The organism is Rahnella inusitata (genome assembly GCF_003263515.1).
Taxonomy (GTDB): domain Bacteria; phylum Pseudomonadota; class Gammaproteobacteria; order Enterobacterales; family Enterobacteriaceae; genus Rahnella; species Rahnella inusitata.
Map to the genome: position 1 here is coordinate 24,000 of NZ_JYDE01000021.1, position 21,219 is coordinate 45,218.

Annotated in this window: 11 protein-coding genes; 8 read left to right on the forward strand and 3 right to left on the reverse strand. The window is 54.1% G+C overall.

The genetic code is table 11. The features are described from left to right. The first annotated feature begins 159 nt into the window (after positions 1 to 159). From TU92_RS13985 to TU92_RS13995, 3 genes are all read left to right on the forward strand, one after another. The gene (locus TU92_RS13985; RefSeq protein ID WP_244207819.1) at positions 160 to 1,179 is read left to right on the forward strand and encodes a hypothetical protein; all 1,020 of its coding nucleotides are present in this window, start codon (positions 160 to 162) and stop codon (positions 1,177 to 1,179) included. A 71-nt stretch (positions 1,180 to 1,250) separates the two neighbouring features. Continuing rightward, complete coding sequence (locus TU92_RS13990) at positions 1,251 to 1,454, forward strand: hypothetical protein (protein ID WP_244207818.1); 204 nt, start codon at positions 1,251 to 1,253, stop codon at positions 1,452 to 1,454. A 244-nt stretch (positions 1,455 to 1,698) separates the two neighbouring features. Further along, positions 1,699 to 2,469: a DUF3750 domain-containing protein gene (locus TU92_RS13995; protein ID WP_112167837.1), complete on the forward strand. Its 771-nt coding sequence runs from the start codon at positions 1,699 to 1,701 to the stop codon at positions 2,467 to 2,469. An 81-nt stretch (positions 2,470 to 2,550) separates the two neighbouring features. Here the strand turns inward: TU92_RS13995 and TU92_RS14000 are convergent, their stop codons facing one another. Then, entirely contained in the window at positions 2,551 to 2,868 is a 318-nt protein-coding gene (locus TU92_RS14000; protein ID WP_112167838.1) for an RcnB family protein, read from the reverse strand. 275 nt (positions 2,869 to 3,143) lie between these two features. Here TU92_RS14000 and TU92_RS14005 point away from each other — a divergent pair, with 275 nt between their 5' ends. Together TU92_RS14005 and TU92_RS14010 are read left to right on the forward strand one after the other, a co-directional pair. Beyond that, a complete protein-coding gene (locus TU92_RS14005) occupies positions 3,144 to 4,052 on the forward strand; it encodes an SDR family oxidoreductase (protein ID WP_112167839.1) in 909 nt (302 codons plus the stop codon). Between the two features lie 523 nt (positions 4,053 to 4,575). Next, the gene (locus tag TU92_RS14010; RefSeq protein WP_167457524.1) at positions 4,576 to 14,862 is read left to right on the forward strand and encodes an autotransporter outer membrane beta-barrel domain-containing protein; all 10,287 of its coding nucleotides are present in this window, start codon (positions 4,576 to 4,578) and stop codon (positions 14,860 to 14,862) included. Between the two features lie 78 nt (positions 14,863 to 14,940). Here TU92_RS14010 and TU92_RS14015 read toward each other — a convergent pair whose 3' ends face one another. Both TU92_RS14015 and TU92_RS14020 read right to left on the reverse strand, forming a co-directional pair. After that, positions 14,941 to 15,261, reverse strand: a complete 321-nt coding sequence (locus TU92_RS14015; protein ID WP_112167841.1) for a cupin domain-containing protein — start codon at positions 15,259 to 15,261, stop codon at positions 14,941 to 14,943. Between the two features lie 3 nt (positions 15,262 to 15,264). Further along, on the reverse strand, positions 15,265 to 16,446 hold the full coding sequence (locus TU92_RS14020) for an oligogalacturonate lyase family protein (protein ID WP_112167842.1): 1,182 nt from the start codon (positions 16,444 to 16,446) through the stop codon (positions 15,265 to 15,267). A 283-nt stretch (positions 16,447 to 16,729) separates the two neighbouring features. On the opposite strand from TU92_RS14020, the gene proP reads away from it, so the two are divergent. The 3 genes from proP (at position 16,730) to TU92_RS14035 (ending at position 21,185) form a co-directional block, all read left to right on the forward strand. Beyond that, on the forward strand, positions 16,730 to 18,235 hold the full coding sequence (gene proP / locus TU92_RS14025; protein ID WP_112167936.1) for a glycine betaine/L-proline transporter ProP: 1,506 nt from the start codon (positions 16,730 to 16,732) through the stop codon (positions 18,233 to 18,235). Positions 18,236 to 18,356: 121 nt separating this feature from the next. Beyond that, the gene (gene amyA, locus TU92_RS14030) at positions 18,357 to 19,838 is read left to right on the forward strand and encodes an alpha-amylase (protein WP_112167843.1); all 1,482 of its coding nucleotides are present in this window, start codon (positions 18,357 to 18,359) and stop codon (positions 19,836 to 19,838) included. Positions 19,839 to 20,096: 258 nt separating this feature from the next. Beyond that, positions 20,097 to 21,185, forward strand: coding sequence for an anthrax toxin-like adenylyl cyclase domain-containing protein (locus TU92_RS14035; protein ID WP_112167844.1), 1,089 nt, complete (start codon positions 20,097 to 20,099; stop codon positions 21,183 to 21,185). The last annotated feature ends 34 nt before the right edge of the window (positions 21,186 to 21,219 follow it).

Consider the following 21,219-nt stretch of genomic DNA (forward strand, 5'->3'; position numbering starts at 1 on the left):
CGGCAGCGCAGAGGAAATTTCCCGTTTTATGGCTAACCTTATTTAAGCTGATGTCAGCTTTTATATTTAATTCTGGCTTTAGCGGTGGTTCTTAGGAGTTCAACGTACCTGATTTGCATTTTGCTAACGAAAAGTCTGGTAATAAATGGAGATGTCAAAATGATTGAAAACCCAACCCCTGCACCGGGTCATTACAATAATACCGTGGTCGAACCGGTGAACAATGTTCCACTGAAACGTATTTCATGGAGCGCGATTTTTGCGGGTGTCATTATTTCGATGGTGGTTTATTTACTGCTGTCGATATTGGGCACGGCCGTGGGTGCAAGTACGATTGACCCGCTTAAAGAGCAAAATCCTCTGGACGGTCTGGGCATGGGCGCCGCAATCTGGACTGGCGCCAGTATGTTGATTTCTATTGCTGCCGGTGCGTACGCCAGCGGACGTCTGGCCCAGCGCGAAGGTGCGTTGCACGGTCTGCTGATGTTCGGGGTGAATACGCTGATTTGCGCCTGGTTCCTGCTGGTGGTCGTGAATAACGCCATGAGCGGTGCAATGAGCGTGGTGGGTTCCGGGTTACAAACGTTAGGTAGCGGAATATCCGCCGCCGCGCCGCCGGTGACTCAGATGGTAAAAGAAAAACTGGGCGAGAATAATATTAATCTCGACAGTTTGCAGAATGAACTTGAAACGACGCTGCGTCAGACCGGCAAGCCGGAATTACAGCCCGAGAATTTGCAAAATAAAGCCGAAGGTGAGGCGAATAATGCGCAGGCTCAGGCCAATGATACGGCTAACCATCCTCAAACCGCCGATGCGGATCTGACCAACTTTATTAAAGGTCTGATCTCACGCAATGAAGCGACATTCCAGGCCGCTGACCGCGATGCACTGAAAAATATCATCAAAGCTCGTACCGGGAAAAGCGATCAGGAAGTCGATCAGATTGTCAGCCAGGCTGAACAAACCTATCAGCAGGCCCGTGCGAAATACGAAGAACTGAAAAAGCAGGCCGAGCAGAAAGCCCGTGAAGCCGGTGAGAAAGCGGCCGCTGCAACCGCCAAAGCCAGCTGGTTCACCTTCTTTATGTTGATCGTCGAAGCCGTTCTGGCCGGTGCCATGGGCATGTTGGGTCGTCGTACTCAACCTGAACCGGTGTTCACGCATCAGCGTCATTAATCATTAAGTCAGTAAATCATCAAGGGGAGATAGCGATATCTCCCCTTTTTTTATGTCATTCCGGTCTTCCGGTGGCGACCAGCTGGATGATCACCCGCGCCACGGACGCCGACGCCTTTATTCAGGACGGAAAGCTGGATGTGGTCTTTTTTGCCCGCACGCTGCTGACTCATCCGCACTGGCCATTCCTGGCCGCGCGCGAGCTGAAAGTCAGCCAACCGGAAACCGTACTCCCCATGCCTTATGCCTACTGGTTGCAGAACTCAGCCGGGTAATACAGGCAGGAAAACCGCCGTCGGACTGAGCGAACTCGACGCTGTTTTATCGCAACTTACCGTTCACGGTGGTCGCATGGAATGTGCGATGAAGCGCTAAATTTCAAACGGGCTGGAGAGACTTTCTGCCAGCCCCTGATGTGTCATTATAAGTTCTGGTTCTCGCTGCCGATTTTCACATTGCCACCCCCATAGGCAATGGGTAATGTTGTGGTTTCGAACAACTCCCTCAGGTGAATAAAGCATGATCACCCTTAAATGGTTCAGCATCGCGTTTGTCTGCATTTTACTGCTGTCGTTTGGTTACAGCTATGCCAAAGCGACGCAAACCAAAGAAGCACCGGCGCAAAACTGGTCGACGGCGCGACGTGATTCCGCCGGGATTGCACCGGATCCGGTGAAATTTAAAAGTACCGCCATTGTGCAGATTTATGCCGCGCCGACCTACGGCTGGCGCGGGCTGGTAGCGGTACATCCGTGGATTATTTTCAAGCGGGAAGGGGAAACACAGTTTACCCGTTACGACGTGATCAGCTGGGGCAGCACCAATGTTGTACGTCGTGACTACGCAATCCCGGACGGTTACTGGTTTGGTTCACGACCAAGAAAGCTTGTCGATCACCGTGGTGCACAAGCACAGGCGATGATCCCGCAAATTGAAGCGGCCATCAAAAATTACCCTTACCCGCAGACCTACCACGCGTGGCCGGGGCCGAACAGCAACACCTTTATGGCGCATATTGGCCGCGAAGTGCCGGATCTGCAGCTGGACCTGCCGTCGAATGCCATTGGTAAAGATTACCGCGGGATAACGAATCCGATCGGTTTACCGCCGTCAGGGCGCGGGGTGCAGGTCTCCGTACTGGGGCTGCTGGGGGTGACACTGGGTGTCGAAGAGGGAGTTGAAGTCAATGTGCTGGGGCTGAACCTCGGTGTGGATATCAAATCTCCCGCACTGCGCTTACCCTTCATTGGCCGTGTAGGATTCAATAATCCCGGTGCTGCTGAACTCTGAGCTGATAAGCACTGAGATCGCAGGAAACAAAAGGGCGCTTTCCTTACGGAGAGCGCCCTTTGTGTATAACCAGTGATCGTATTACTGGAAATAGATATCGCCCGATTCGGCTTTAAGGATTTTGCCGTCGGTATCGGTAATCATCGCGTAGTTGCCGCCGATGTAGGTCCAGTGGGTACCCGCGTCCGGCGCAGGCAGGTGACGCTGCTGCCAGTCAATAATTTCATAGGGCTTAGTGCGGTACATACCTGGCACGGCGTCGCCAATTTTATATTCGGTAGAATCGTCAAAGAACGATTGGATTTCATGAGACGTAGTGGCCGCTGATGCGGTGTGAGCAACCGTCATAAGGGAGGTCATAACCAGAGCTGACAACATAATAATTTTAGAATGACGCATAATGTTTCCCGTTCAACACCATCAACATAACGCCCGCTGCCATTCCCTTGTCATTGCAACGAAGCCTGTTCTTTTCAGATAGGTCAGGATGATAACGACAAACGGCCTGACAGGAGGGGCGAATAATTGTGTCGAAATGCAAATGATTGAAAGGGTTTCCCTTACTGCGGGAGGGCGGGCCAGCAAACTCAGAAATATCCTTAATGCATCATGCCTCGCGTAATTTGTCCTACCCTTAGGGTTCCTTCATACGTTTTCAGACAAGGAGCTTGTGTATGAACAGCAAAAAAACCATCCCCGTTTCCCTTAACGATCCGCGCGTAGACACCTTCCCGACGCCGCCTTTTGAACAGCAGAAACAGCCGTTCCCCGGCCTCGTCAGCAAGATGATCCCGGTGCCCGATCACGGCGAAACGTCGTATAAAGGGAGTTCACGTCTGAAGGGGCGCAAGGCGCTGGTGACCGGCGGGGATTCCGGTATCGGCAGAGCGGTGGCGATTGCTTTCGCCCGCGAAGGCGCAGATGTTGCGATCAATTACCTGCCGGATGAAGAGCCGGATGCGCAAGATGTGGTGAACCTTTTGAGTAAAGAAGGCCATAAAATTGTGGCGATCCCCGGTGATATTCGCGATGAGAAATTCTGTCAGCGTCTGGTGAAAGATGCCGCTGAGCAACTCGGCGGGCTGGATCTGCTGGTCAACAATGCCGGTCGTCAGCAGTTTTGTAATTCGATTAAAGATCTGACTACTGAAGCCTTTGATGCCACGTTTAAAACCAACGTGTATGCGATGTTCTGGATAACAAAAGCTGCACTGGAATATCTGCCGCGTGGCAGCGCAATCATTAATACTTCTTCAGTACAGGCCTTTTTGCCGAGCGACAACCTGCTCGACTATTCGCAAACCAAAGCTTCGATCGTTGCCTTTACCAAAGGCCTGGCCAAGCAGCTGGCACCGGAAGGTATTCGCGTGAACTCTGTCGCACCGGGGCCTTACTGGACCGTTCTGCAAACCTCCGGCGGTCAGCCGCAGGAAAAAGTCGAGAAATTTGGTGAGCAGGCGCCGCTGGGTCGTCCGGGACAACCTGCCGAAATTGCGGGAATGTACGTGGCGTTAGCCTCGAATGAAAACAGCTACACCTCAGGTCAGGTGTGGTGTTCCGATGGCGGTACCGGCACGCTCTGATATCTTTGCGTGCCTGCTTCATCCTAATAAATAAGACACTCCGGAAGGCGCCCTTAACAGGCGCCTTTTTTATGTCAGGTTTTTATAATTTTTATATAAAGAAAATATTAATAACATTAATATAAAAAATCATTTCCACCCTAATCATATTATTTTTATATTAATTTACTCGCATGAAGCTAACAGGGTGCGTATTTTTAAATTGGCAATTTTTCTTCGAGAGACTATAACTTTTTAAGGCAAATTACTTAAGACTATTCTTAAGACCTCTGACACTGGTTTGCGATTCTTTCATCACAAAAATTTTCGGGATGATAATTACTCGACGTTTTAACCTGTGTTTATTTTTAGGAAGGGTAATTAATTTACAGCGCAAAAAAATTTTAACCTCGTGGGAAACAACATCTTTATACAGGGCGAGTACATTATGCAAAGCGAACAGCACTCCTTTAATTCCGAAAAAATAAAACGTGAGTTGAAAGATTATCCTCTAAACAAATTGTATATCGCTCTAAAGATTATTTTGCTTTCTTCCACTCTCGGTATTCAACATGCGTTAGCTGTTGATCTTCCTTCGGCCGGGGCCGGGTGTGATGGCGGCACCACGACCTGTAACGTGACCCTTAGCCTTGGCACTGACTTTGATGTCATAAGCAACATCAGTGCGCCCGTCGATGCGTTAAGCGCTGATGCAACCGTGACGGGCAGTACTTTCACCATCGACAGTGGCGTGAGCGTCACGGGCGGCACTTCGGGTTCCGGGCTTAACTTTGCCACCGACAGCAGTGCCAATACGATCACCAACAACGGCACCATTCAGGGCGGGAATGGCCTGAATTTCAACGGTGGCAATGATTTCACTGTGATCAATAATGGCCTGATTGATAGTACGGGCGGCACGACGTTTTACGGGTTAGCTAATTTCGGCAGCGGAATGACCCTGACGAATAATGAAGGCGCGACTATTTCCGGTTCGCACGGTGTTATTAACGGCAGCGCCTCCACGGGCGGCGCCACTATCAATAATGCCGGGTCAATAACGTCAGATGAAGGCAACGCTGGCGTGGCGATTAAACTCTATGGCAGTAACAATACCATTAATCTTAATACCAGTTCTGATATTACCGGGGATATTCAGCTTGAGACGGGTCAGACAGGAAATGTGCTCAACCTTTTGGGCGGCAGTGCGTCAGTCGGGACTTTCGGTAATAATGTAAACAGTAATTCGATCAATACCCTGAACATCAACGCTCCCGGTGTGGAATGGGATCTGACAAATACGTTGCCGGTTGCTGGCGCGATTAATCTTATCGCCGGTAATGTTGTCGTGACGGGAGATCTCAGTAGCACGGCGCCCGGAGGAACGACAATCGGCAGCGGAACCACATTGCAGATAGGTGACGGCGGCACCGCCGGAACACTTGACAGTGTGGTCGTCAACAACGGCACCCTGACGTTCAATCGCAGTGATGACCTGACGTTTGCCGATAATATTTCGGGGACCGGCGTTGTGGCTCAGACAGGTTCAGGCGTCACCAATCTGGCGGGAAGCGGCACCTGGAGCGGCGGTACGCAGGTCACCTCCGGCACACTGAACGGGATGGCGGCAACGAATGCGCTTGGCACCGGCACAGTCAGCGTGACGAATGGAGCGATCGTGCAACTGGGTGATGCCTCGACGTTTGCTGATTACTATTTTTCTGCCAATGCGCTTTCGCTTGATGCTTCAACCTTGCTCATGAAAGGTACGCAGGCCACGCCGATTAGCGGCGATGTAACCTATCACTTCGACAGTCTGACCTCACCGATTTCCCTTTCAAACTCGACGCTGGATTTTGAGCAATTTGCCGGTGCGAATATTATTTTTAACGGCGATGTCGACGCCCTCAACACCAGTTCGCTGAACTATGCCGCCGACTCCGGCGCTCATACGCTGGCGATGAACGGTAATCTCACCGGTTCCGGCACGTTCAGCGTGAATATGAGTGAAAATACCCCGGATTCACTCGGACTCGCTTTTAACGGTGCAGCGAACAATTACACCGGTACGGTAAGTCTGAACGGTGACGCTTACACGGTGGATGTGAATACTCTGCTCGGGCAGGCGTCGTGGTCGATTAATGGTGCGCAGACGCTGAACTTTAACGGTTCCAATACCCATGCCGCCACGGCGATAAGCACCGGCAGCGGCAGTATTGTGAATATCACCGATGCGGATACGACTTTACAGGTCGGCGCCGGGACGGTGAATGGCGTGATTGGCGGCCTGGGAAGTCTGACGAAAAGCAGTACCGGCATTTTGACGCTCAATGGCGTGAATACCTATACCGGGACGACAGAAATCGCCGGCGGCACGATCAATCTGGGCGTTGCAAACGCCATTGCCACCAGTAGCTCGGTAAAAATGGATACCAATACCACGCTGGGCTTTAGGAATTTCGACCAGACATTGCAGAACCTCAACGGGACGGGGACCATTACGTTGGGGACGGGTGATCTGACCGCGCAAAATAATACTGACACTCAGTTCAGCGGCAAAATTACTGGCACCGGCGATGTGATTAAAACAGGTACCGGCGAACTGTCTCTTTCCGGCAACGCCAACTCAGTGGGTGCCACGACGGTGAATGCCGGTAACCTGCATTTCGCTCAAAACGGCGCTTACACTACGACGAATCTGACGGTTAACACCGGCGGCGCAGCGCAACTCGACAGCAATGCGCACGTCACCTCTAGCGGCGTGGCGGATATTGAGGGCGAACTGAATGTCGCGCTCGGCGGCACGACGCCAAAAATCACCGCCGATACTGCCACGCTGGGTGCAGGTTCCACGCTGGACGTCAGCGGTTTTAGTTCGGTTACGGCGACCAAGGCCAGCGACCTGAATGGCACGCGCACGGTTATCCTGCAAACCACGAACGGGATCACCGGCGACTTTGGCACGGTGACGGGCGTAACGGGCAGCAACGTGGATTACTATTTCAACGATGCCAAACTTTCTGCCGATGGCAAAAATTACAGTCTGGGCAGCGAGCTGGCGTGGACGTCCGGCACGTCGCAGGCGACCGGTAATTTCACCCTTGCAGATGCGGGGGATGCGTTTGATGTTGACGTGGCGCTGGGCGATGAAACCGCTAACGGCACGACGTGGGACGGCACATCGCTGACCAAACTGGGCGCGGGGAACCTGACGCTGTCCAAAACCAATACCTTCACCGGCAGCACTGACATTGAGGCGGGAACGCTGACTACCGGCATCGCCAATGCGTTTGCCACCAGCTCGGCGGTGAACGTCGCCTCCGGCGCGACGCTTGCGTTAAATAATTTCAGCCAGACGGCGCAGGATTTGACCGGCGCGGGCGCAGTGACGCTGGGCACCGGCACCCTGACAGCGCAAAACAACAACGACACTGGGTTTGACGGCACAATCACTGGCGCAGGTGGCGTAACGAAAACCGGCACGGGTACCCTGTCGCTTTCCAGCACGGGCAACAGTATCGGCGCAGCGGAAGTTGAAGCCGGCATTTTGCATCTGACGCAAAATGGTACCTTCAGCGCCGCCAGCCTGCTGGTCGATACCGGTGCGACGGCGCAACTCGACAGCACGTCGCAGGTGGCTACCACTGGAAACTCTACGGTTAACGGCACGCTGGACGTGACGCTCGGCGGTACCGGACCAATGCTGACGGCGTCTGATGCCAGCCTTGGCAGCGGCTCGGTGCTTAATGTCAGCGGCTTTACGCCTGTTTCAGCCACCAAAGCCAGCGATCTGAACGGTACGGGCGCAGTGATTATCCAGACCACCGGGGGTATTGACGGCGATTTCAGCTCGGTGACCGGCATCACGCCAAGTGGGGTTGATTACATTATTAACGGTGCGAGTAAATCCACCGACGGCAACAGCTACAGCGTGGGCAGCCTTCTGACGTGGAATGCCGGAACGACGCGTGCCAACGGTGACTTCACTCTGACCAACGCCGGGGATGCGTTTGACGTGGATGTGGCACTGGCCGACCAGGCGGCAAGCAGCTCCGGCTGGGATGGCGCGTCGCTTACCAAACTTGGCGCAGGCAATCTCACGCTGTCCGCCACCAATACCTACACCGGCGCAACCCGTGTCACGGCGGGGACGCTGACTACCGGTATCAACGACGCGATCGCTACCAGTGACAGTGTCACGGTTGCCAGCGGGGCGACATTGGCACTGAACAACTTCAACCAGTTGGTGCAGGATCTGAGCGGAGCGGGGATCATTGCACTCGGGACGGGGACACTGACGACGCAAAATACCGGCGACACGGCGTTCGACGGTTCAGTCACGGGCACCGGCGGGTTGACCAAAACCGGCATCGGCGTTCTGACACTTTCCAATACCGGTAACTCGGTCGGCGCCGCCAACGTCAGCGGGGGTACGCTACATCTGACGCAAACCGGCACGTTTAATGCCGCGTCGCTGAATGTCGACAACGGCGCAACCCTGCAACTGGACGCCAATTCGCAGATTGTCTCTGTCGGTTCGGCGGTGATCGACGGTACGCTGAATGTCACCTTAGGAGGCATGGCACCGCTGGTGACAGCGGCAGACGCGACGCTCAATTCCTCCAGTTCCACGCTGGATATCTCCGGATATACCAGTGGACCGGTAGCCAAAGCCAGCGATCTCGACGGCGCACGTACAGTCGTTATCCACACCACAGGCGGCATCACCGGTGACTTCGGTGCTGTTCAAGGCGTCAGCGCGGGCAGTGCGGATTACATTATCACTGATGCGAAAAAATCCGACGATGGCATGGATTATAGCGTTGGCAACTCACTGGCGTGGAATGCAACGGCACCGCTTTCCTCCGGTACCTTTACCCTCAATAATGCCGATACTTTTGATGTGGACGTGGTGCTGGCTGACAAATCCGCCAACGGCGCTGTGTGGGATGGTACTTCACTGACCAAAGCGGGCACGGGTACGCTGACGCTGTCGGCGGCGAATACTTACACCGGCGCAACGGCTGTCAATGCGGGTACCTTACAAACGAGTATTGAAAATGCGCTGGCGGCAAGCAGTGCAGTGAATATCGCGAGCGGTGCGACTTTCGATCTGAACAACTTTGATCAGACAGTGAATAACCTTAGCGCGAGCGGTGATATCACGCTCGGTTCCGCTACGCTGACGCTGGAAAATAACGGCAATGAAAGTTTGAGCGGCGCGATCAGCGGCACTGGCGGGCTGGTGAAAGACGGCACCGGAACGCTGACGATGGCTGGTGAGAATACGTATTCCGGCGGAACGGTCATTAGCGGCGGCCAGGTCACTATCATAAACACAAGTTCACTCGGTGATGAGAGCGGGGCAGTCACAATCAATAACAACGCGGCGCTCGGTGTTAACGTCGCGGGCGAGTTTGCCCACGACATCACACTGGGTACCGGTGGCGGCACTATCATCGGAACATCGGGAATCAATCTGGGTGGCGTGATAAGCGGCGCAGGCCAGTTGACCACGCGAGGCATTATCGATACCAGCGCGGATAACACCTACACCGGCGGCACCACTATCAGCAATGCTTCGACACTTTCCTTAGGGCGCGGTACCACTACCGGTAGTATTCTTGGGGATGTCATCAACAACGGCACGCTGGCCTTTACCCGCAGTAATGATTACACCTTTAACGGCGTGATCAGCGGTTCTGGTCGGGTCGATGCGCTGGGAAGAGGCACGGCGACATTAACTGGCGCGAACACTTACACCGGTGGCACCAACGTGCTGGGTGCGCTGCGTCTGACCGGCGACGGAACCCTGGGCAGCGGTGCGGTGGAGATCGCCTTGCCGGGCTCGTTATTCATTGATGCGCCGACCGGCGGAGACTACACCTTTAGCAACGCGCTGACCGGCAACGGTACGTTGACAGCAGGTCTGACGGCGGGAACCGACACCTTTGCCTTCGATGCCTCCGCGGGCAGCGCTTTCACCGGCACTGTTGCATTAGGTCAGGGCCAGTTCACGCTCAGCGGCGATAACACCGTGGCATTAACCAACGCGACGCTCCAGGTCGATGCGGGCAACATCACGACCGTTGCTGCCACGGATCAACGCATCGGCAATTTAACCCTGAACGGCGGCACCATGGCGTGGAGTGGTCAAACACCGCCGCAAATGCCAGCGGGGATCGTTAACGTCACCGACCTGACCCTCAACAGCGGCACCGTGCAGCTGGACGTGCCGGTGACCAACGGTGTCCCTAATCCGGTACCTGCGCCGGGGCTGAACTTGCTGGCCCAGGACGACGGCGAAATTCAGGCTCAGCTGGTTGCAGCCAGCGGCACGGTAACCGGCGATGCGTCTTCGCTCGGGCTGGTCGACAGCAGCGGCCAGGCGGTCGGTAACCCGCAAACGCTGGCGATCACCGAAGGCGCAAGCACAGTAGCTAATGCCAGTTATGATTTCATGCTGACAACCGGCAGTAACAACGACGGTCTGTATCTCGGGTACGGTCTGAAAGGGCTGGATCTGCTGAGCGGCCAGACGTTGCATCTGGCACCGGACGGCGGCGCGGCCTCCGGCAGTGCGGCGTTGAATGCGCTGGTGACCGGCACGGGTAATCTGGAGGTGAACGGCAGTGCTTCTGGCGATCAGACCCTCACTATCTCCAATACCAGCAACAGCTATACCGGGACCACAACCGTCAGCGGCGGCACGCTGATCGCGGGCAGTGATAATGCGCTCGGGGCGACTTCCGAACTGGTCTTGCAAGACACCACAGGATTTGATCTTAACGGGAAAACACAGACGCTCGGCAGCCTGAGCGGTGCGGCGGGCTCAACGCTGAACGTCAACAGCGGGAACCTGACGCTGAGCCAGGGCGGTCAGAGCGAAGGTGCGCTGACCGGCGCGGGGAATCTGACGGTGAACGACGGTAGCCTGACGGTGAGCGGAGCAAACACCGGTCTGAGTGCAGCGGTGATTCTCAATAATACCGCGCAGGCGGTGCTTGAGGATGTCGCGGGGCTCGGCACTGGCAGTGTGAATCTCAACGGCGCAGGCACCGGCGTGCAGCTGACCGGCGCAACCGGTACATTGGCCAACGCCCTGAGCGGCACCGGTTCGGCCAGTGTGCTCGGTAGCTCGGATGTCTTGCTTTCAGGTAATAACAGCGGATTTAGTGGTCACTATGTTGTCGATAACACCAGTAACCTGACGGCCAGCACGGCGCAGAATCTGGGTAGCGCTTCCATAAGCAACGACGGTGCGTTGACCCTTAACAGCGGCGCCGACTGGACATTCACGAACGTCGTCAGCGGTAGCGGTGTCCTTGAAAAAGCGGGCAGCGGTAATATCACCCTTGCCAACGCGAACACCTTCACTGGCGGCACCACGCTCAGCGAGGGTACCCTGACGCTGACCAACGCACAGGGTATCGGCACGGGTCCAGCCACCGTTGCTGCACCGGGTACGCTGGCGATCAATCTCACCAACGGTACATTCAGTAACGCTATTGATAACAGCGGTTTACTGACCGTCAGCGGTGCGGGGAATCAGCTGAGCAGTGCCATCAGCGGCAGCGGTACCAACCGTATTTCGGCCACCGGGTTGAACATTACCGGCGATAACAGCGGTTTTGGCGGCGCATGGGATCTGACCGCGGACAGTTCATCGACCGTCACCAGCGCACAAAATCTCGGTGCAGGCAACGCGCTGCTTAACGGGACGCTCAACGTCGCCCCGGCAAGTGGCAATTTTGCATTCACCAATGCGCTGACCGGTCAGGGTGCGATGAACGTGGCGATGGCCACGGCGACTGATCGCTTCTCCTTCGGCGCGGGCAGCGGTAACGCCTTCGCCGGACAGGTCAGCCTTGGGCAGGGCGCGTTCCAGCTTTTCGGCGCGGATACGCTGGCGCTGACTCACGCCACGCTACAAAATCAGTCGGCCAACATGACCGTTGGGGCAGGCACCCAAAACATCGGCAACCTGGTGATGAACGGCGGAACCACAACGTTCGACGTGCTGACCCACACGTTGATCACCACCAATCAACTGGCATTGAACGGCGGCGAAATCCGGGTGAACGGTCTTGAGACGATGCCGGATCCGGCCAACGCCACCGTTGAACCGCTGCTTCAGCAGGACGACATTATCGGCGATGCGCTGATATTGTCGCAGGGTAATACCGGCTCTTCGGCCAACCTGACGCTGACTGATGGATCCGGCAATGCGCTGGCACCCACCATCGCTGATGTCACCCAGTTTGGCAAAGTCGTTGGGGTGGGGACCTATAGCTACGGGCTGACCGGAAGCAACCTGGAAGACCAGACCGGTCTGTTCCTTTACTCCGGTCTGACCAAACTGGATCTCATGGCCGGTCAGCAAGTTTCGCTGGTACAGGATGCCAGCGCGCCGATCGGCGGTAATGAGATGCACGCGCTGATCACTGGCGTCGGGGGGCTCAATGTCGATGTGGTGAATAGCGTCACGCTCAACAACCCGCTGAACAATTACACCGGTATCACGACGGTCACCAACGGTACGTTGCGTCTGGGCTTTAATCACACGCTCGGCAATACCTCCTCGTTGGATCTGCTCGGCACCAGTCAGGTGGATCTGGACGGAAAAACCCAGAGCATTGGCGCACTGAACAGCGCGGTGAACACCAATGTGAATCTTAACGGCGGCACGCTGACCATTACCGACAGCCAGCGCGCAACGGGCGACACAAACGGCGGAACCGTGACCGGGCGTCTGAGCGGCAGCGGCCAGCTGATTGTCGACCCAAGCATTCTTACCATCGAGGGGGCGAACCCGAATCTCTCGGCGACTACGCAGATCACCGGCGGCTCGCAAGTCCGTCTGAACAACGTCCAGGGGCTGGGCACCGGCAGTATCACCCTGGATGCGGCAGACGATTTGCTGACCTTTGATACGATTAATGGCCAGACCGCCAGCGGGGCGCTCAATAATCAACTGCTCGGTGCAGGTTCCGTGCAGCTCGACAGCAGCGAAGTGATCAGCCTCGCGGCGGATAACAGCAACTTCAGCGGCAATTTCACAATCGGCAGTGACGCCACGCTGATTGCCTCGCAAACGGCGAACCTCGGCACGGCGACCCTCACCGACAACGGCTTGTTGCAGATTAACAACGCCGCTGACATGACGCTGACTAACAGCGTCACCGGCACCGGCGGACTGGTGAAAACCGGCGCAGGCACGCTGACCGTCTATCAACCCGCGTATTCCGGCACCACCGATATCAACAGCGGAACGGTGATTGTCGGAGACGGCACACAAACAGGTGCCAGACTGGGTGCGGATAGTGCAGGTGCGGTAACCGTGGCATCGGGCGCGATGCTCTCCGGCGACGGCACCGTCAGCGGCGACGTGACCAACAACGGAACATTAGCTTCGCTGAACAGCCTCCCGGCTTACGGCTCTGCGGTGGCCAGCGTACTGAACCTCAACGGTAATCTGAACAACAACGGTTTGTTGCAACTGGCCGGTTCAACGGTCGGTAATACACTGTCCGTCGGCGGTAACTATGTCGGCGGTGGTATACTGGCGCTGCGAACCGTACTCGGTGGTGATAACTCGGCAACCGATAAACTGGTCGTGGCAGGTGATACATCCGGGACCACGCAGGTCACGGTGCAAAATGCCGGCGGGAGCGGCGCGCAGACCAACACCGGGATTCAGGTGGTGGACGTCGGCGGGGCATCGAACGGTGTGTTCAGCCTCAATGGCCGTGCCGTGGCGGGCGCGTATGAATATCATCTGGTCAGAAACAGCGCTAATGGCGACTGGTATCTTCAGTCCGGCAATGACACACCAACGCCGCCGCAGCCGCCAGAACCGCCAACGCCTCCGACGCCATCTTCCAACAGCTTCCGTCCTGAACCGGGCGCGTATCTGGCGAACCAGCGTGCGGCACAGAACATGTTCCTGCACACGCTGTATGACCGTTCTGGGGCAGCCCGCAGCAGTCAGGAGACCGACATGGCGAAAGGCTGGGGGCGTCTGGGCGGCGATTACACTAAACAGAAAAGTAACGGCGGTCTGTACGATGAGAAAACCCACACCACGCTGGTGCAACTGGGCAGCGATTTGTATCAGCTCGATGGTGCAAACGGTGAACAGGTCAACGCCGGTGTGATGGCGGGCTACGGCCACTCCAGCAGCAATACCAGCGTGAAAAACAGTACTTACGAAGCCAGTGGTCAGGTGAACGGCTACAGCATAGGGGCTTATGGCACATGGTATGCGCAGGCTGATCGCGTGACCGGGGCCTACGTCGATAGCTGGATCCAGCACGCCTGGTATAAAAACGATGTCAACGGCGACAGCTTACCGCAGGAGTCTTATGACAGTCAGGGGACGGATGTCTCACTCGAAACCGGTTATGGCTTCGCGCTAAAACAATCCGATGAAGTCCGTTGGCTAGTCACGCCTCAGGCACAGCTGGTCTATAGCCACTACGAAACTGACGGTCACACCGAGCAAAACGGTACACACGTCAACGCCAACGGCGACGACGGCATCAGAACCCGCATGGGCGTTCGTCTGACCCGCCAGAACACAGTGAAACTGAACAGTGCGCAACCGTTCGTCGAAGTGAACTGGTACAACGGCAAGCCTGCGTCAGACAGCGTGGACTTCAATCAGGTGCGTTTTGAAAATGCGACGTCAGTGAACCGTTACGAAGTCAAAGCCGGGGTGACGGGGTCCATCAATGAAAAATGGCAGACCTGGGGACAAGTCAGCAGCACCTGGGGTGATAACAACTATCAGGGCTATCAGGGCATGGTGGGGGTGAAATACCAGTGGTAAGACGATAACCCTGTCAGTTGATGTACTGAAAAAGCCGCAGCGATTATCCCTCGTTGCGGCTTTTTTAATGTGAGGAAATCAGAGGAAATCTTGTCTCTGCGGCGTAAAGGTATCGAGCAGTACGCCTTTTTCCAGACACACGCAGCCGTGCATGATGTACGGTTTTTTGTACAACGTGTCACCTGCCGACACTTCCCGCGTTTCTTCACCAATAGTGAATTTGAAGCGTCCGGACAGCACGTACGTCAGCTGTTCATGCACGTGATTATGCATCGGGCCGACCGCGCCTTCTTCAAAATACACTTCGACCGCCATCATGGTGCCGTCGTGCGCCAGAACGCGACGGCTCACACCGTCGCCCAGATCCTGCAATGGAATGTCTTTTCTAAAGATGAACATCAGTTAGTCCTTACGTAATGAGCTGAGCAGGGCATCAGGAATTTCAGCCAGATACAACGCCGGTAAACCTTCATAATCGCTGGTGAACAGCACGTGACGATCGTCCGGCGAGAAAGAAGGGTGCGGATGCGTGACCTGACGGTCGCCGTCGAGCACTCGCCATGAACTGTTGTGCGCCGCCAGCGGGGCATGCTGACGTGTTTGGGCATCAAAAATGTACAGCCAGGGATCGTTTTCAATCGTATGACTGGCAGTATCTTTCACATCTACCGGCGTACCGGAACCGTCGCCGACCAGCAGTGAACCCTTTTCATTGCTCATCAGATGGGAACAGGCAGGCATGGTCATCAGGCTGATATCTTCGCCGGTTTGCGGATCATAACGGCGAATATGGCGATCGTGCTGGCCTTTCAGGTAGGAGACGTACATCAGCGCGGAGCCGTCCGGTACCCAGAATTCGTGCGTGCAGCTTTCGCCCGGCGCATGTTCCTTCACCTTGCGCACATGGGTGCCGTCCTCATTGACCAGCCACATGCGCGCATCGACCAGATCGTGCGGGCCTTCATGGCAAAACGCGACGGTGCTGTCATCATACGGACGATAGATAGGATGGCCGAGCCATTCATTTTTCTCATGAATGACGGTGGATTTTCCGCTCAGCAGATCCACCTTCAGCAAGCGGCAGTGAGGATTGCTGTGGTAGAACTCCTGGAAGATTTTCCAGTCTGAGAGCGGCGTCCAGTCTTCGCGGCTGATCTCAATGCCCACCAGGCTGGTGCATTCGCTGTTCGCCACCCAGGTGCCGTAACCGACCCATTCTTCCGGCACCTGATATACCGTTGCTTCGCTAAAATCCGCCAGTGTGACCCGTTGCAGACGACGTTCGTTTTTAACGTAATACAGGTACTGATCGTCCGGGGAAAGGAATCCGCCAAAGGTGTTATCGCCTTCACCTTCGGTCAGTTGCACCGCTTTTTGGGTGCTCAGATCCAGCAGATAATAATTGCGATTGCCGTCAAATTCCCCTGCAAACAAAACCTTACTGCCATCGCGGGTAAAACATTTTTGATAGAAATAGTTGCGATGACAGAGCACATCGGGCGGGGTCAGACGGGTGACGCGCGCACCGGTTTGCGGGTCAGGAACGGTGTGGAAACTGAATTGAATCTGAGAACCTTTCGCCATGATTCACCTCATAAGTGGCAATAAAATCAGCCGGTCACTGGCTTTCATTTATTAATTGAAATGTGATTTCATTAAATTGAAAACACATTACCACTTACTGCCGCGGACTGACGGCGGGCGCTGCCAAAAATGTAATGCTGATCACATTTTTCCCTTCTGTAAAAAACATTCTATAATGTCATGGTTTCGTAAATAACAATTGATGCCCGAAATACATTAAGGGTACTGAACAAATACCTCACGCTTTACACAGTGGAGTTATTTTAGAAAAGGGATGTACATGATTAGATTAAGAAAGAAACGCGCCAAACCGATGCACATTAACGATATCACTATCATCGATGATTCCAAGCTCAAGAAGGCAATCACCGCTGCTGCACTCGGTAATGCGATGGAGTGGTTTGACTTTGGGGTGTACGGTTTTGTCGCCTTTGCGCTGGGTCAGGTGTTTTTCCCTGGCGCAGATCCAGGTATTCAGATGATAGCCGCACTGGCAACGTTCTCCGTGCCATTCCTCGTCAGGCCTCTGGGTGGTCTGTTCTTCGGTGCGCTGGGCGATAAGTTTGGCCGCCAGAAAGTGTTATCTGTCACCATTATTATCATGTCAGTCAGTACGTTCTGTATCGGACTGATACCGGGTTACGCCACCATCGGCATCTGGGCACCGATTTTGCTTTTACTGGCAAAACTCGCGCAGGGCTTCTCGGTGGGCGGTGAATACACCGGTGCCGCGATCTTCGTTGCGGAGTACTCTCCGGACAGAAAACGTGGCTTCCTCGGCAGCTGGCTGGACTTCGGTTCCATCGCCGGTTTTATCCTCGGTGCGGGCGTGGTTGTCCTGATTTCCAGCATCGTCGGTGAAGCGAACTTCCTCGAGTGGGGCTGGCGTATTCCGTTCTTCATCGCCGCACCGCTGGGCCTGATCGGTATCTACCTGCGTCATGCGCTGGAAGAGACCCCGACGTTCCAGCAGCACGTTGATAAAATCGACAGCGATTCCCGTAAAGACATTGCAGAGCCGCCGAGAGTCTCTTTCCGCGAAATTCTGACCAAACAGTGGAAACCGCTGATCGTCTGCGTCGGTATGGTTATCGCTACCAACGTCACCTACTACATGTTACTGACGTATATGCCGAGCTATTTGTCGCACAGCCTGCACTACTCTGAAGACCACGGCGTGTTGATCATTATCGCCATCATGGTCGGTATGCTGTTCGTCCAGCCGTTTATGGGTTTGCTGAGCGACCGCTTTGGCCGTAAGCCGTTCATTCTCATCGGCAGCGTGGGCCTGTTTATTCTGGCAATCCCGTGCTTCATTCTGATCAACAGCGGTGTGGTGGGGCTTATCTTCGCAGGGCTGCTGATCCTCGCAGTGTTGCTGAACTGCTTCATCGGTGTGATGGCTTCGACCTTACCGGCGATGTTCCCGACCCATATCCGTTACAGTGCGCTGGCGATTGCCTTCAACGTTTCGGTGCTGATTGCTGGCCTGACGCCAACCATCGCCGCGTGGCTGGTGGAATCGACCGGTAACCTTTACATGCCGGCCTACTACCTGATGGTGGTCGCGGTCATTGGTCTGGTCACCGGGATCTTCATGAAAGAAACCGCCAACCGTCCGCTGAAAGGCGCGACCCCGGCGGCTTCTGACCGTGCTGAAGCGAAGGAAATCCTGCAAGAGCATCACGACAATATCGAACAAAAAATCGAAGATATTGATACGCAGATTGCTGAACTTCAGGCCAAAAGAAAGAACCTGATTGACCAGCATCCTGAAATCAACGGATGATTTTTTGATGAAGTAAATGAAGCCGGTCGGCCTTGCTGACCGGCTTTTTTTTGCCTTGCGCCGCATTTTTCCAAATCCTGCTCCATACTTCATTTCCCGGTCATCTGAATGGAAAGCATGAATGCAGAATCCTACGTTGTTTCAGTTCTTTCACTGGTATTACCCGGACGGCGGAAAGCTGTGGCCGGAAGTGGCTGAGAAAGCCGCGTGGCTGGCAGAAATCGGTATCACTGCGGCCTGGTTGCCGCCTGCATATAAAGGCGATTCCGGCGGATATTCGGTCGGTTATGACACCTATGATTTGTTCGACCTTGGCGAGTTCGAGCAAAAGGGATCCCGCGCCACCAAGTATGGCGATAAAGAAGGCTTACTGGCGGCTATTGCTGCGCTGAAACAACATCAGCTCGGCGTGATCCTCGATGTGGTGCTCAATCACAAAATGGGTGCTGACGAAAAAGAACGCGTGCAGGTTAACCGCGTCAATATTGATAACCGCGAAGACATCAGCGATGACGTCATTGAAGCGGACGCCTGGACGCGTTTCACCTTCCCGGTGCGCAACGGCCAGTACTCCAAATTTATCTGGGATTTCCACTGCTTCAGCGGCGTTGATCACATCGAAAATCCGGACGAAAATAGCATCTTCAAAATCGTCAACGATTACACCGCCGGTGGCTGGAACGATCAGGTGGATGACGAGTTCGGTAATTACGATTACCTGATGGGCGCCAACGTCGATTTCCGTAACAACGCCGTCAATGAGGAGCTGAAATATTGGGCGCGCTGGCTAATGGATCAGACGCAATGCACCGGTTTTCGCCTTGACGCGGTCAAGCACATACCGGCGTGGTTCTATAAAGACTGGATCGACCATATTCAGGCAGAAGCGGAGCAGCCGATGTATATCGTCGCCGAATACTGGTCGCATGATGTCCCGACGCTGCAAAACTATATCGATCAGGTCGATGGCAAAACGATGCTTTTCGATGCGCCGCTGCAGCTGAATTTCCACCATGCGTCAAAGCAGGGGGCGGATTTTAACTTCACGCAGATCTTCGATAATACGCTGGTGGCCGCCGATCCGGCGCATGCCGTGACGCTGGTCGCTAACCATGACACACAGCCGTTGCAATCGCTGGAAGCCCCGATCGAGCCGTGGTTCAAACCGCTGGCCTACGCGCTGATACTGTTGCGTGAACAGGGTGTGCCGATCGTTTTCTATCCCGACTTGTTGGGTGCCACCTATGAAGATGAAGGCGATGACGGCAATAATTACACCATCGATATGCCTGCCATTCCGGGGCTGGAGACGTTGATTAAAGCGCGGCAGACCCATGCGTGGGGCGTGCAAACCGACTATTTCGATCACCCGAACTGCATTGCGTTCAGTCGCAGCGGCACCGAAGAGCATCCGGGCTGCGTGGTGGTGATGTCCAACAGCGAAGCGGGAGAGAAAACCATTGAACTGGGTGAAAATCTCGCACACAGAAAATGGCGGGATTTGCTGGAGCATCGCGAAGACATTATCGAAACCGACGAGCACGGTACGGCGCAGTTCTTCTGTGAAGCTGGCAGTGTGAGCGTTTGGATTTTAGCGGAGTAACTAAATAATATGGCCGAACAGGATGTCGGCCTTTAACTATAAAAGGTTTTTAATTTAGCTGGATTTAAACAATACACTTTCCATGCTTTCACACGTATTTAACTTAAACAATAATCGCTAAAGTTAATACCCTGTATGACAAAAGCATTCATCATCACAACTCTCATTAAAAACTCAGTTAAGCTTTTCTCTTTGGTATAATCGCGGTTTAACAAAAAACCGCATTTTACCGCCATAAATATTCAGGATGAAGATTGAATGCATTTAACTCCAATAAATTGTGGTATTACGAAAAACCATATTGATAAAATCAATAAAATATCACGTGAGTATTCATGCTTTATATTTATAAGGCCAGTTAATCTCTATTCCACCAGCCTGATAGAAGAAGGCTATCGGACTAAAAAACTGGATATTCATGCCAAAAGTTCTGACTGGGGGCCAATGGCGGGATTCATTTGTGTGGATTCAACATTGAGTAAACTGGCTGGCGGTAATCCTGAGAAAATCGTGCGCAATGCTAACGATGTGAGAAAATCTCTGAACACGCCAGGCGTAGGCAAAACCCATTTGGTGATATCAAAAAAACGTGTTGATGAGCTGATTAATAAAAAATTATTCACGCTTGAAAATGACACCCATGAATTCACAGCAACAAAGCCGAATGCGCCAGCGGTACGTTTTCAGTTTGAACAGCGAGGTGATAAATATGCTGTTTTTTACTGGCCAATGGCCACTAATACCAGAACACCTTTGTTTGTCATAGGATATACCGTTAACAATGTCACCACCGCGGCCACAGCAGATTACGATCTCTTTGCTATTGCCCCCCATTTTTCTGCTAATAACTTTGAAACTAAAACGGTAACCCGGGTTTCGGACCACGGTATGCGCGGGGTTCTGTCTCTTTTCCAGCTTGGCATCATGAAAGAAATAAACAGACGTTGTGGCTATCCTCCTGTGGTTAATCATGGAACTGAATTAAATAATCCTTTCCCGGAGAACGACACCGAACTGGCGATGTTTTGCCCCGGAGGAACAAGCAGAATGATTCGAACCCGTGACGTGCAGCATATTTTTGGCGACCTCGCATTGAAAGGCTTCCATGTTTATGCAAACCAACGCTGGAATGCTGCCGTACAGGCGCACATTGGTGCCAAATTAAGCCGGCTCAGCCGACCGGCTGTCATCAGTACGTGTGTGTCGTCATACCTCAAAGAGGAAGATTTCGGCGGTCTTCGTATTAAAGGCTATGGCGGAGAAACAAATGATATTTTAGCTGCTCGAAGTTTCTATGAAGATATATTGAATAATTCCAGTGCCAGCCCATACCCGCGATGGCGATGAACATTTATGCGTAACAAAATGGCCGAAAGAGAAA